Source organism: Cellulomonas persica, from assembly GCF_007989825.1.
Lineage (GTDB): Bacteria > Actinomycetota > Actinomycetes > Actinomycetales > Cellulomonadaceae > Cellulomonas > Cellulomonas persica.
Genome location: NZ_BJUA01000005.1, coordinates 45,115 through 58,503, shown reverse-complemented (window position 1 = coordinate 58,503; position 13,389 = coordinate 45,115). Strand labels below are relative to the sequence as shown.

12 protein-coding genes and 1 riboswitch are annotated in these 13,389 nt (G+C 75.6%); of the genes, 7 read left to right on the top strand and 5 right to left on the bottom strand.

Features of this window, described 5'->3' with window-relative positions:
* The first annotated feature begins 99 nt into the window (after positions 1-99).
* A riboswitch (TPP riboswitch) is annotated at positions 100-234 on the top strand.
* Between the two features lie 74 nt (positions 235-308).
* The 4 genes from CPE01_RS06260 (at position 309) to CPE01_RS06245 (ending at position 5,394) form a co-directional block, all read left to right on the top strand.
* Positions 309-1,439: a thiamine ABC transporter substrate-binding protein gene (locus CPE01_RS06260; protein WP_146805795.1), complete on the top strand. Its 1,131-nt coding sequence runs from the start codon at positions 309-311 to the stop codon at positions 1,437-1,439.
* A 10-nt stretch (positions 1,440-1,449) separates the two neighbouring features.
* The gene (locus tag CPE01_RS06255; RefSeq protein ID WP_146805794.1) at positions 1,450-3,303 is read left to right on the top strand and encodes an ABC transporter permease; all 1,854 of its coding nucleotides are present in this window, start codon (positions 1,450-1,452) and stop codon (positions 3,301-3,303) included.
* Complete coding sequence (locus CPE01_RS06250) at positions 3,300-4,526, top strand: ABC transporter ATP-binding protein (protein ID WP_371861985.1); 1,227 nt, start codon at positions 3,300-3,302, stop codon at positions 4,524-4,526. Before CPE01_RS06255 ends, CPE01_RS06250 begins: the two co-directional genes overlap by 4 nt.
* 106 nt (positions 4,527-4,632) lie before the next feature.
* Positions 4,633-5,394 carry a hypothetical protein gene (locus CPE01_RS06245; RefSeq protein ID WP_146805793.1) on the top strand — a complete coding sequence of 254 codons (762 nt, stop codon included), beginning with the start codon at positions 4,633-4,635 and terminating at the stop codon, positions 5,392-5,394.
* 100 nt (positions 5,395-5,494) lie between these two features.
* On the opposite strand, the gene CPE01_RS06240 is transcribed toward CPE01_RS06245, so the two are convergent.
* Positions 5,495-5,764: a hypothetical protein gene (locus CPE01_RS06240; RefSeq protein WP_146805792.1), complete on the bottom strand. Its 270-nt coding sequence runs from the start codon at positions 5,762-5,764 to the stop codon at positions 5,495-5,497.
* 247 nt (positions 5,765-6,011) lie between these two features.
* On the opposite strand from CPE01_RS06240, the gene CPE01_RS16895 reads away from it, so the two are divergent.
* Entirely contained in the window at positions 6,012-6,884 is an 873-nt protein-coding gene (locus CPE01_RS16895; RefSeq protein WP_146805791.1) for a PadR family transcriptional regulator, read from the top strand.
* A gap of 217 nt (positions 6,885-7,101) precedes the next feature.
* Here the strand turns inward: CPE01_RS16895 and CPE01_RS06230 are convergent, their stop codons facing one another.
* A complete protein-coding gene (locus tag CPE01_RS06230; protein ID WP_146805790.1) occupies positions 7,102-8,241 on the bottom strand; it encodes a GNAT family N-acetyltransferase in 1,140 nt (379 codons plus the stop codon).
* Positions 8,242-8,305: 64 nt separating this feature from the next.
* Between CPE01_RS06230 and CPE01_RS06225 the strand changes: the two genes are divergently transcribed.
* Positions 8,306-8,947: a hypothetical protein gene (locus CPE01_RS06225; protein WP_146805789.1), complete on the top strand. Its 642-nt coding sequence runs from the start codon at positions 8,306-8,308 to the stop codon at positions 8,945-8,947.
* 92 nt (positions 8,948-9,039) lie between these two features.
* Complete coding sequence (locus CPE01_RS06220) at positions 9,040-10,293, top strand: Nramp family divalent metal transporter (RefSeq protein WP_146805788.1); 1,254 nt, start codon at positions 9,040-9,042, stop codon at positions 10,291-10,293.
* A gap of 31 nt (positions 10,294-10,324) precedes the next feature.
* Here CPE01_RS06220 and CPE01_RS06215 read toward each other — a convergent pair whose 3' ends face one another.
* The 3 genes from CPE01_RS06215 to CPE01_RS06205 all read right to left on the bottom strand — a co-directional run bounded on the left by CPE01_RS06215 (position 10,325) and on the right by CPE01_RS06205 (position 13,382).
* Entirely contained in the window at positions 10,325-11,623 is a 1,299-nt protein-coding gene (locus tag CPE01_RS06215; protein ID WP_146805787.1) for an RNA polymerase sigma factor, read from the bottom strand.
* Positions 11,624-11,834: 211 nt separating this feature from the next.
* Positions 11,835-12,818 (bottom strand): hypothetical protein, encoded by a 984-nt coding sequence (locus CPE01_RS06210; RefSeq protein WP_146805786.1) that lies wholly within the window; start codon positions 12,816-12,818, stop codon positions 11,835-11,837.
* 3 nt (positions 12,819-12,821) lie between these two features.
* A complete protein-coding gene (locus CPE01_RS06205) occupies positions 12,822-13,382 on the bottom strand; it encodes an RNA polymerase sigma factor (protein ID WP_146805785.1) in 561 nt (186 codons plus the stop codon).
* Positions 13,383-13,389: the final 7 nt, after the last annotated feature.

The following is a 13,389-nucleotide window of genomic DNA, read 5'->3' as shown; positions in this document are numbered from 1 at the left end:
GCCCGGAGGCCGGCCCCGTGGCCGCCTCCGGGCACGCGCGGCGACCGTGCGAGGTCCGGTCGACCGGACCGACGACCGCGCGCACGCGGGTACGATCGAGGAGAACGACAGGGGAGCGTCGGGCTCTGGGAACCCTCGGGAACCCACCGCCGGGACGCTGAGAGTGCGGGACAACCGCAGACCCTCGAACCTGATCCGGGTGATACCGGCGTAGGGAGTCGGGAATCTCAGCTCCGTGGTCGTCGTCGACCGCGGGTCGGCGCCGCCCGCGGTGCACCCCTCCTGCAGACCAAGGAGGAGCACCACCCATGGCGGGAACCGCCTCGCACACGCGCCACGCGCGCATCGTCGCCCTCGGCACGGCCGTCGGCACGGCCCTCACGCTCGCGCTCGCGGGCTGCTCGCTGACCGGCTCCGACGACCCGGCCCCCGGCCCCGACGCGTCGGCGACGGCCCCGACCGGCGAGGCGACCGCCGGAGGGAAGCTCACCGTCGTCACGCACGACTCGTTCGCGCTGTCCGACGGCCTGCTCGACTCGTTCACGCAGTCCACCGGCATCGAGGTCGAGGTCGTGCAGCCCGGCGACGCGGGCGCGCTGGTCAACCAGCTCGTGCTGACGAAGGACGCGCCGCTGGGCGACGCGGTCTACGGCATCGACAACTCGTTCGCGTCGCGCGCGATCACCGAGGGCGTCCTCGAGCCGTACGCCGCGCAGGGCAAGGCGGCCGCGGACGCGCTCGGCTTCGCGGTCGAGGGCGACGACGAGGGGGCGCTCACCGCCGTCGACTTCGGCGACGTGTGCCTCAACGTCGACACCACGTGGTTCGACGAGCACGACCTCGCGGTCCCCACGACGCTCGACGACCTGACGCTCCCCGAGTACCAGGACCTGCTCGTCGTGCCGAACGCGGTCACGTCGTCGCCCGGGTTCGCGTTCCTGCTCGCGACCATCGGCGCGAAGGGCGACGCCTGGCCCGACTACTGGTCGGCGCTCAAGGCCAACGGCCTCAAGGTCGCCGACGGCTGGTCGGACGCGTACTTCACCGACTTCTCCGGCGGCGGCGGCGACGGCCCGCGTCCCGTCGTGCTGTCCTACGCGAGCTCGCCGCCCTCGACCGTCCCCGAGGGCGGCACCGAGCCGACGACCCAGGCGCTGCTCGACACGTGCTTCCGTCAGGTCGAGTACGCGGGCGTGCTCGCGGGTGCGGAGAACCCCGCCGGGGCGCGTGCGTTCATCGACTTCCTCCTGTCCGACGAGGTGCAGTCCGACATCCCCGGCTCGATGTACATGTACCCCGTGAGCTCGTCGGCCGAGCTGCCCGACGAGTGGGTGCAGTTCGCGCCGCTCGCCGAGAACCCGTTCGAGGTCCAGCCCGCCGACATCGCCGCGAACCGCGACGTGTGGCTCACCCAGTGGTCCGAGACGGTGATCGGCTGACCACGCGGCCATGACCTCGGCGACCACCACCCACGCACCTCCCCCCGGGGAGGCGCGACCCGGCGTGCCCGCACGCACGCCGGGGGGTCGGTGGTCCGCCGGTCCGTCGCACCCCGGTCCGTCGCACCCCGGTGCGGCGCGTCCCCGAGGGGGTCGCGGGCGGGACCGGGCCGGTCGGCTCGGCCGCGGCACCGTCTGGACCGTCGCGGTCGTCGTCCCGCTCGCGTTCCTCGTCGCGTTCTTCGCCTACCCCGTGGCGGTCATGGTCGGCCGCGGGTTCGTCGTCGACGGGCAGCTCGACCTGTCCGGGTTCGCCGACGTGTTCTCGCGCCCCCGCACGTGGCGGATCATCGGGCAGACCCTGGGTCAGGCCGGGGTCGCGACGGTCGTCAGCGTGCTGCTCGGCGTGCCGGGCGCGTACGTGCTGTACCGGCACCGGTTCGCGGGGCGCGCCGCGGTGCGCGCGCTCGTCACCGTCCCGTTCGTGCTGCCGACGGTCGTCGTCGGCGTGGCCTTCCGGTCGCTGCTCGTCGAGGGCGGGCCGCTCGGGTTCCTGCACCTCGACGGGACGTTCGCCGCGATCGTCGCCGCGCTCGTGTTCTTCAACTACGCCGTCGTGGTGCGCAGCGTCGGCGGGCTCTGGGAACGGCTCGACCCACGTGCCGAGCAGGCCGCCCGCGCGCTCGGCGCCACGCCCTGGCGCGCGCTGCGGACCGTGACGCTGCCCGCGCTGACGCCTGCGATCGCGTCCGCCGCGTCCCTCGTGTTCCTGTTCAGCGCGACCGCGTTCGGGACCGTGCTGGTGCTCGGCGGCCTGCAGTTCGGCACGATCGAGACCGAGATCTGGGTGCAGACCACGCAGTTCCTCGACCTGCGCGCCGCCGCGGTGCTGTCGGTCGTGCAGCTCGTCGTCGTCGCCGGCGCGCTGCTCGTCGCCGGACGGGCCCGCACGCGGCGCGAGCGCGCGCTCCAGCTCGCCGACCCCGGGCTCGTCGTGCGCCCCCTGCGGCTGCGTCGCCGGCGCGGTGAGCCGCGCGACGACGGGCTCGCGCTGGTCCGCGGCGCCACCGCGCTCACCGCGCTCGTCGTCGTGCTGCTCGCGCTGCCGCTCCTCCACCTGGTCGTGCGCTCCTTGCGCGTCGGCGACGGGTGGGGGCTCGACCACTACGTCGCGCTGTCCACCGCCAGCGGCGGCGTCACCGTGTCCGTGTGGCAGGCGGCGCTGACGTCCCTGCGGACCGCCGTGGACGCGACGCTGCTCGCGCTCGTCGTCGGCGGGCTCGTCGCGCTGATCGTGTCCCGCCGGCCCCGCCGCCCCGCCGCACGACGAGCCGTCGCGGGACTCGACGCGCTGTTCATGCTCCCGCTCGGGGTGTCCGCCGTGACCGTCGGGTTCGGGTTCCTGCTCGCGATGCACGAGCCGTTCGGGCTCGACCTCGACCTGCGGCGCTCACCGCTGCTCGTGCCCGTCGCGCAGGCGGTCGTGGCCGTGCCGCTCGTCGTGCGCACCGTGCTGCCCGTGCTGCGCGCGATCGACCCGCGCCTGCGCGAGGCCGCCGCGACCCTGGGCGCCGCACCCGGGCGTGTGCTGCGGACCGTCGACGGCGCCCTCGCGCTGCGCGCCGTGGGGCTCGCCGTGGGCTTCGCGTTCGCCGCGTCGCTCGGGGAGTTCGGCGCGACGTCGTTCCTCGCGCGCCCCGACTCCCCAACCCTGCCCGTGGTGATCTTCCGGCTCATCGGCCGGCCCGGGCCCGAGTCGTACGGCCGGGCGCTCGCGGCGTCCGTGCTGCTCGCGGTGCTGACCGCGACCGTGGTGGCCTTGTGCGAGCGGTTGCGTCGCGCGGGCGAAGGAGGCGAGTGGTGACGACGAGCAGGACCACCCCGAGCACGACGGGCCTGAGCCCGACGAGCCCGAGCCCGACGAGCGGCAGCGCGGCCGGCTCGCGTGCGGGGGCGGCCTCGCGCACGCCCGACGACGGTGCGCGCGATCGCGCGGCGGGGCTCGGCGTGCGCGACGTCGTCGTGCGGTACCCCGCGCCGCGGCGGCGGGCCGAGCCGGTTGCGGCGGTCGACGGCGTGAGCCTCGACGTGGCACGCGGTGAGGTGCTCGCGCTGCTCGGGCCGTCGGGCTGCGGCAAGTCCTCGCTGCTGCGCGCGGTGGCCGGCCTCGAGCCGCTCGCCGACGGGGACGTGACGTGGGGCGGCGCGTCGGTCGTCGACGTCCCCGTGCACCGCCGCGACTTCGGGCTGATGTTCCAGGACGGGCAGCTGTTCACGCACCGCGACGTCGCGGGCAACATCGCCTACGGCCTCGCGGGCCGCCCGCGCGGCCAGGTCGCGGCGCGCGTCGAGCACCTGCTCGAGCTCGTCGGCCTGCCCGGTGCGGGACCTCGCGCGGTCGCGACGCTGTCCGGCGGCGAACGGCAGCGCGTCGCGCTCGCGCGTGCCCTGGCCCCCGCCCCCCGCCTGCTGCTGCTCGACGAGCCGCTGTCCGCGCTCGACCGCTCGCTGCGCGAACGCCTCGCGCTCGACCTGCGCGCGGCGCTGCTCGCCACCGGCACCACGGCGCTGTTCGTCACGCACGACCAGGACGAGGCCTTCGTCGTCGCCGACCGCGTCGCGGTGATGTCCGCAGGACGGCTGCTGCAGGTCGGCCCGCCCGCCCAGCTCTGGCGCGCGCCCGCCGACGAGCAGGTCGCGCGCTTCCTCGGCTACGAGGCCTTCGTCCCCGTCGCGGACGCCCCCGTCGCTCTGCGCCGGGCCGTGCCCGCACCGGACGACGCCACGTACGCGCTCCCGCCCGGCGCGCTCGTGAGCGGCGCGGCCACCGGGTCCGCCGACGTGCTCACGGGTGTCGTGCTCGCGGTGCGCACGCGCCGGGGCAGCCCGACGCTGCACGTCGACGTCCCGGGGATCGGCGAGGTCACGGCCGCCACCCGCGCTCTCGTCGCCCCCGTACCCGGCGCGGCCGAGCCGGCAGGTCCCGCGCTCGCGGCTCGGGGTCCCATGGGCTCCGGCATGCCGACGCCGGGCGACGAGGTGTCCCTGCACATCCTGCGCGAGGCGGTCGTCGTCCTGCCGCGTTGACCGCGGCGCTGGACCCGGCCCTGACCTGAGGTGCGGCGACGCGACGCCCGGGCTAGCGTCCGAAGCGAGGAGATCGTCGTCGAGGTCGACGGGCAGGTGAGGCGTGATGGCCTTTGATCGCCGCGAGATCGTGTCGCTCGAGATCCCGGTGGGGCTCGCCACCGTGTGGGAGCACCTGCGTGAGCCCACGCTCGTGCGCCGCTGGTTCGGCTGGGAACGCCCCGGGCTCGACGAGGAGGCGCTCGCCTTCACCCGGACCCCGACCGAGCGGCGCGACGTCGACCACGACGCCACCACCCACACCCTGACCTGGCCCAACCACGACGTCCTCGCCGTGAGCGCCGCCGCCCACCAGCCGCACCTCACGCGCCTGCGCGTGACGCGGCGCAGCCACGACGCGCTCGCGGTGCAGTACGACGGGAACATGGACGAGGTCGACGAGGACTGGATCGCGAACATGCACCAGCTCCAGTTCGCCCTCGGCAAGCAGCTGGGACGTGACCGCCGGACGGTGAGCCTCGTGGACGCCGACGCCGGCCCGCGCACGGACCGGCTGCTCGACCGTGCGGGTCTGCACGGTGCGCACGGCATCCCGGTGCGCGGGCACCTCGAGGCCCGACGGCCCGACGGCTCCGTGCTCGGCGGCACGGTCCTCTACAAGACCGAGCACCAGCTCGGCATCGAGCTGCATGCCATCACCGAGGCGCTCCTGGTGGTCCGCGAGATCCCGATCGGCGCGCACCCGCCGCACGGGACCGTCACGGCGGTGCTGTCGGTGTTCGGCCTGGACCAGCCCACGCTCGACGAGGTCACGGCCCGCTGGGACGCGTGGTGGCGTGACGCCGGCGCCCCTGTCCCGACCCACTGACCCCGACCCACTGACCCCGACCCACTGACCCGACCGCCGGCCTCACCCCCGCGCGCGGCCCACGACACCCCACGACGCAGCGTGCGCTGGGTCGTGTCGGTCAGCGTGGCGGTGAGGGCGGGGTGGGGGTGTCGGGTCGGGTGCGGTCGATCGGCGTGACCACGGAGGTCAGGACGTAGCCGCCGACCAGGGCGACGTGCGCGACGCGACCCGCCTGCGTCCGCCAGGCGAGCACGCCCAGCCCGACGAGCACGACGACGACCCCCGCGGTCAGCACGAGCAGACGCCGGTCGCCGCGACGGCGCAGGCGTCCGACCTGCCACGCGGCGAGCGCGCCGACGAGCGCCGCGACCAGCACGAGCAGGGGCACGCTCCACCTCCGGCGCGGGACTCACCGGGCGCCTCGTCCGCGGCCGGCCTGCGGGACTCTATCCGGCCGCCTCGTGGGCCGCACGGGGCCCGGACCGACCCGATGCCAGGTGGGGTCGGGGTGCGCGAAGGGTCGTGGTGAGGACGTCGGTCCCTGCGACGCCGGGGAGGGGGTTGTCTGCGATGTATCGACGATATATCGTTCACACGTCGGCGACACCGACGCACCTACATTCAGGAGGCACCCCGTGCGACACGACGATGCCGGGTGCGGGAGGCGCGACCAGCGCCCCGACCCGATCGAGAACATCACCGGCCGCGAGCGCGGCCAACGCCGTCGGCGTCCCGAGCGCGGCCCGTGGGCCGGCGGCTGGGACGGCGGCTGGGACGGACCCGAGCGCGGCCGACGAGGCCCGGGCGGGCCCGGCGGACCGGGCTTCGGCCCGCGCGGCCCGTGGTTCGGCCCGCGTGGTCCGCACGCGTTCGGCCCCCCGGGGTTCGGCCCGCCGGGGTTCGGCCCGGAGGGTCACCGCGGCCGCGGACGACGAGCAGGCCGGGGCGACACCCGCGCCGCGATCCTGCTGCTGCTCGCCGAGCAGCCGATGCACGGCTACCAGCTCATCCAGGAGATCGAGCAGCGCACCGAGGGGCGCTGGCGGCCGAGCCCCGGCGCGATCTACCCGGCGCTGTCGGCGCTCGAGGACGAGGGTCTCGTCGCGATCGTGAGCGAGTCGGGCCGCAAGCTCGCGACGCTCACCGAGGCCGGCGGCACGTACGTCACCGAGCACGCCGACGAGCTCGGCGACCCGTGGCAGGCCGCGAGCGAGCGCCCGGAGCACCCCGGTCGCGAGCTGCACCACGCGCTGGGCGCGCTCGCGGGCGCGGCCGAGCAGGTCGCCCGGACGGGAACGCCGGACCAGGTGGCGCGCGCGGTGGCCGCGATCGACGCGGCTCGTCGCGAGCTCTACCGCCTGCTCGCCGACGACCCGACGGACCCGACGGCACCCCCGGCACCCGCGGCACCCCCGGCACCCGCGGCACCCCCGGCCCCCACGCAACCCCCGGGCCCCGCAGGACCCGGCGCTCCCGCCGCGCCCGACGACACCGCCCCACCCGCCTGATCCGACCCCGGACCCGCCGGTCCACCTGCGGGGGGCTGCTCGACGCCGCCGGCGCCGACGGGCCGCACGGCACGACGAAGCCCCGTCGCCCCTCGACCACACACCGAGGTGACGACGGGGCTTCGTCGTGCCCGGCCCTCCGGGACCGACCGTGCGGGTGGTCGACCCGGAGGGCCGGAGATGTGCGCACCGTGGCCGACGACGGGTGCGCCGCGCGTCAGGCGGCGGGCCGGCCGTGCGCGGTGCCGAGCTTGAGCTGCCACTCGCCCGCGCACCCCGCGGGGTGGAAGCCCAGGGCGATGTTGATCGCGAGCATGTGGTCGTTCTCCTCGGCGTTCCACGTGTCGATGCGCTGGGCGTCGGGCCGCGCGGCGGCGAGGCGCTGCAGGTTCGTCGCCTTGAGGAGCATGCCGAGCCGGTGCCCGCGGTGCGCCTCGGCGACGAGCGTGTCCTCCTGGTGGACGAGGTCACGCACGGGCGGGACCTCCAGGAGCGTCGTGTAGCCGACGAGCCGGCCCGACGGCACGTGCTGCGCGACCGTCGTCCACGACGCGATGCCGCGCCGGACCTGCTGCTCCTCGTGCGAGCGCACCCGTGCGGCGTCCCAGCGGTCCTGCTCGTACTCGAGGCCGCCCATCGGGGGCGCGTCGCTCATCTCGGTGTAGAGCTCGGCCATGGCGTCGACCCACTCGTCGGGCACGGGGCCGTCCCAGCCGACGGTGCGGTACTCGTCGCCGGCGGCCCGTGCGGCGCGTGCGCGGTGCTCCTCGAGTGCGTCCGGGTCGACCGGCAGGTCCAGGACGGACCGCCTCGCGACCTGCTCGAGGTCCCACCCGCGCTTCGTCAGGAGCCGCACGCCCGCGTCGTCGAGCGGGACGCGGCCCGAGCCCGTCGGCGCGGTCAGGGACTCAGGGCCCTCGGGCGGCTCGACGCGGTGCTCGGTCTCGGCCATGAGCGTGCTGCGGCCGTGGTCACGTGCGACGCGCACGCAGCTCTCGAGGATCGCGCCGCCGACGCCGCGCCCCCGGTGCGCGGGCCGCACGGTGGTGCCGACGTACGCCCACGTGAGGTTGTCCTGCTGGGGGAGCAGGACGACGCCGGTGCCGGTCACGGCCTCGAGCGGGAGCTCGTCCGACGGGGTGTCGGCGTGGGCGTCGTCGATCGCGACGAGGCGGACGAGCTTCTCGTAGGGCTTGTCGCGCATCGCCTCGAGCATCTCGACGGGCTCGCGGACGAAGTCGTCGTGACCCCAGGTGTTGTGGCTCACGTCGTTCCACGCGTCGACGTAGGCGCGCAGGAGTGCGGCCGCCGGCTCCGTCGCCGTGGCCGTCACGGGTACCTCTCGGACGGTGGTCATACGTTCAGCGTGCGCCTGCGCGGGTCCCGGTCGCCACGTATTTGGCGGCACCTACGCTCGGTGCATGAACTGGCTCGAAGTCTTCGGCTGGATCGGCTCCGTGCTGGTCGTCGTCTCCCTCATGCAGGCTCGCGTGCTGCGGTTCCGGTGGATGAACCTGGCGGGCGCGGCGATCGCGACCGCGTACAACGTCGCGATCGGCATCTGGCCGTTCGCGGCCATGAACGCGGCGATCACGCTGATCGACGTCTACTGGCTCGCGCGCCTGCTGCGCGAGCGGCACGACGAGGCGACGTACGAGGTCGTCGAGGTCGCGCCGGACGACGCGTACCTGGGCCGGGTCCTGGCGGTGCACGCCGCGGACATCGCGAAGTTCGAGCCGGGGGCCCCGGCCTCAGGCCGTGACGGTGCGCCGCGGGCGGCCTCGGCGGCGTTCCTCGTCGTCCGGGGCGACGAGACCGTGGGTGTGGTGCAGGTGCGCGACGAAGGTGCGGGCACGGGCCGCGTGCTCATGGACTACGTGACGCCGCGGTTCCGCGACTGCACCCCCGGCGAGTTCGTGTACCGGCGCTCGGGGGTGTTCCGCGACCGCGGGTTCTCCCGGCTCGTCGTCGACCCGGTGCCCACGAACCGCGACTACTTCAGCCGTGTGGGCTTCGCGCCGGAGGCCGACGGCACGTGGGTGCGCGAGGTCGCGGCGGCCTGACGGCGTCGCGCGACGAGCGCGTGTCCGCGCCGCGGAGTCGGCCGTGACGACGTAGAGTTCGGATATCCGAACTTCTCTACGAGGGTGGCCGAATGACGCAGGTGCCGGTGGCGGAGCGTGGCACGACGAGGCGGCCCGGCCGGCGGCCGCGCGGACCGCTGCTGCTGGGGCCGGCGTTCGTCGCGGCGATCGCGTACGTCGACCCGGGGAACGTCGCCGCGAACCTCACCGCGGGCGCGCGCTACGGGTACCTGCTGCTGTGGGTGCTGGTCGCGGCCAACGCCATGGCCGTGCTCGTGCAGTACCAGTCCGCCAAGCTCGGGCTCGTCACCGGCCACTCGCTGCCCGACGTGCTCGGCGACCGCCTGCGCCGCGGACCACGCCTCGCGTACTGGGCGCAGGCCGAGCTCGTCGCCGCCGCGACCGACATCGCCGAGGTCGTCGGCGGCGCGATCGCGCTGAACCTGCTGTTCGGCGTGCCGCTGTGGCTCGGCGGCGTGATCGTCGGGCTCGTCTCGCTCGCGCTCCTGGGCACCCAGGACCGGTACGGGCAGCGCCGGTTCGAGCACGTCGTCGTCGCGCTGCTGGCCGTCATCACCGTGGGCTTCCTCGCGGGGCTCGTCGTCAGCCCGCCCGACGCGCGTGGCGTGCTGTCCGGGCTCGTCCCGCGGTTCGAGGGCAGCGACTCGGTGCTGCTCGCCGCGTCCATGCTCGGCGCGACCGTCATGCCGCACGCGATCTACGTGCACTCCGCGCTCGCGCGCGACCGGCACGGGCACGCCGAGGCCGGGCCGTGGCGCGACCGTCTGCTGCGCGCGACGCGGTGGGACGTCGGGCTCGCGCTCGTCGTCGCGGGGCTCGTCAACATCGGTCTGCTGCTGCTCGCCGCGTCGGGCCTGCGCGGCGTGCCGGGCACCGACTCCATCGAGGGCGCGCACGCGGCGATCACCGACGCGCTCGGGCCGGTCGTCGGCATCGCGTTCGCGATCGGGCTGCTCGCCTCGGGGCTCGCGTCGACGTCCGTCGGGTCCTACGCGGGCGCGACGATCATGGCGGGGCTGCTGCACAAGCGGATCCCGATCCTCGCGCGCCGCTCCGCGACGATCGTCCCCGCGGTGCTGCTGCTCGCCGCGGGCGCGGACCCCACATGGACGCTCGTCGTCTCGCAGGTGGTGCTGAGCTTCGGCATCCCGTTCGCGATGATCCCCCTGGTCCGGCTCACGCGGTCGCGCGACGTCATGGGCGAGGCGCGCACGCGCACGCCGCTGCACGCGGTGCTCGTCACGGTCGTCGGCCTCGTCGTCGTCCTGAACGGCGCGCTGCTCTACCTGCTGGCCGTCGGCTGACCGGCCCGGTTGCCCGACCCCGGCCGATCCGTCAGGACCGCTGCTCCGGGGTCCGGCTCTGCGGGTCGGGTCCGCCGACGAGCGCCGCGCGTCGTGCCTGCAGGTACCTCACCTCGGCCGGGCTCACGGCCATCGTGATCGCCCGGTCGTACGCGTCCACCGCGTCGCCGGCCCGGCCCGCTCGGGTCAGGAGCTCAGCCCGCACCGCCGGCACGCGGTGGTGGTGCGGCAGCGCGACCTCGATGCCGTCGAGCACCTCGAGCCCCGCGTCCGGGCCGTCGGCCTCCGCCACCGCGACCGCGCGCGCCAGGCGGACGACCGGCGACCCCGTGAGCGTCTCGAGCCGCGCGTAGAGGTCCGCGATCACCGGCCAACGCGTGGCCTGCGCGGTCGCCGCCGTCGCGTGCTCGGCGGCGATGCTCGCCTGCAACCGGTACTCCGCCGCGAGCCGCGAGCCCGCGACCGGCGGCAGGTCCGCGAGCAGCGCGAGTCCCTGCGCGATCTCGTCGTGATGCCACAGCGTGCGGTCCTGGTCCGGCAGCAGGACCAGGTCGCCCGCCGCGTCCAGACGCGCGTCGCGACGCGAGTGCTGCAGGAGCATGAGCGCGAGCAGCGCGCGGACCACGTCCCGGCCCGGCAGCAGCTCGTCGAGGAGGCGCGCCAGGCGGATCGCCTCGTCGCCCAGGTCCACCCGGAGCCCGTCCGCACCCGGCTGGTACGCGGACGTGAACGCCAGGTACACGACCGTGGCGACCACGTCGAGCCGGTCCGCGAGCGCGTCCGGACCCGGCGTCTCGAACGGGATGTCGGAGGACGCGAGCCGCTTCTTCGCGCGCGTGATCCGCGCGGCCATCGTCATCTCCTGCACGAGCTGCAGCCGCGCGATCTCGCTCGTCGGCAGGCCCACCACGAACCGCAGCGTCAGGGCGACCCGGTCGTCGGCCGCGATCGCCGGGTGGCAGCACGCGAACACGAGCCGCAGCTGCTCGTCGGCGACGTGCGCGCCCGGGTCGACGACCGCGGCGGCCAGCGCCCGCATCTCGTCGTCGACGGCCATGAGCGGCTCCTTGCGTCGGTGCACCGCCTCGCTGCGCAGGCGGTCGAGCACGCGTCGGCGCGCGGCGGTCAGCAGCCACGCGCCCGGGTTGGCAGGCACGCCCGACGAGCGCCACGTGCGGGCCGCGGCCTCGAACGCGTCCGCGGCGGCGTCCTCCGCGAGGTCCGGGCGGCGGTACTGCGCGACGAGCAGCGCGACGACGCGCGACCAGCTCGACCGCCACGCCTCGTCGAGCGCCGCCCGCGCCGGGTCGGCGGTGCGCTCCGCGGTCATGCCTCGCTCGTCGTCGGGCTGCTCATCCCACGTCCTTTCGCCGTCGGCCTCACTGTGCCCGCCTCCGCGGCGGCCGTCGAGCGGATGACGCGCCACGACGACGCGACTCGACAACCCGACCCGCCGGTGTCCGGCTGGCACCCCGACGCAGCGCAGCGCGGCGCCCCCCGCGGGACGCCGCGCTGCGGTCTGGTCGCGCCCTTCGGGCCGCTCAGTCGCCCGACTCGGGCGTGGACTCGACCACGGACTCGTCGACGACCGACTCGTCGTCGACCGTGGCTCCGCCGCCCGTCCCGCTACCGGTCGACGCGTCGGCGTCCTCGGTCCCGTCCACCGAGGTCACCTCGAGCGTGCTGCGGTCGATCGCGGGGGACTGCCCGACGGTGCCGTCGGCGAGCGTCGGCACGACGCCGGCCGCGAGCTGCTGCGTCGGCCACCACGCGGCCCACACACCCTCGGCGACGCTCGCCTGCACGGTGCTGCCGTCGGCCAGGCGCACCTCGACGGACGTCACGTCCGCCCCGACGCGCCCGACGGCGAACCCCCACGGCTCGTCGGAGCCGACGCCGTCGATCCCGCCCGCGGCGTACGTCGCGCCGTCGGCGGCCGGCGTCTCGTCGTCCCCCACGACGCCCACGCTCAGCTGCTCCCGGGGCGCGTCCGAGGCGTCGCCGGAGCCCGATCCGAGCACGACGTCACCGGACCCGGACAGCACCAGCGACGTCGCCACGGCCGGCCCGATGAGGCACGACTGCAGTCCCGCATCGGACGCGAGGACCGTGAACGTCGTCTCGCCGCGGCGGTCGGCCAGGACCGTGCGAGCCCCGGCGAGGTTCACCGGGGGGTCGCCCTGCGGTGCGTCCCCGGCGAGGTCCGTGCGCAGCGCGAGGCACTGCTCGCCCGCTGCCGCGGTGTCGGCCGCGTCGAGCTGGGCGGGCACGGCGGTCCAGCCGGCGAACGCCGCCGCGTCGGTGGGGTTCGGCAGCACGAGGGTGACCACCGCGGCGGCCGCCGCGGCGGCACCGACGAGCCCGAGCCGCACCGCCCCCCTGCGGCGGCGTGACGTGAGGTGGACGACGGTCGTCGGGGTCGCGTCGGCCTCGATGCGGGCGTGCAGCAGGTCGCGTGCGGCGTCGAGACCGGCGGGGTCGATCGTGCGGTCGGGCCGCAGGTCGGTCAGGTTCAGCGGGGCCATCGGTCAGCCTTCCTGGGAGACGAGGGACAGGGCGGCACGGGCGGCGTGCTCGTCGGGCCCGGTCGCGGCGACCGCCGCCTCGAGCCGACGACGCGCACGGTGCAGCCGCACCTTGAACGCGGTGACGGAGCAGCCGGCCACCTCGGCCGCCTGCGCGGGGAGCAGCCCGTCCCACGCGACGAGCAGGAGGGCCTCCCGCTCGATCGGGGTCAGGGCCGCCAGGGACCGCAGCAACGCGTCGCGTTCGAGGACGAGCTCGTCCGGTGAGGACGAGTCGGGGGCCACGACGGCGTGCAGGCGAGCGAGCTCGTCTGACAGCACGCGAGCGCGGTGGCGCGAACGGCGGTGGGACGCGACGGTGTTGCGGGCGACGACGAGCAGCCACGGCAACGGTTCGCCGGGGACGTCGACCAGCCTGCGCCACGCGACGAGGAACGTCTCGGCGACGATCTCAGGCGCCTCGTCGCGGTCGACGTGACGCATCGCGTAGGCCTGGATCCGCGGCGCGTACCGGTCCCAGAGGTCGGAGAACCGCTGCGCGTCGCTCGGCTGGTCTGTGCTCACACCCTGA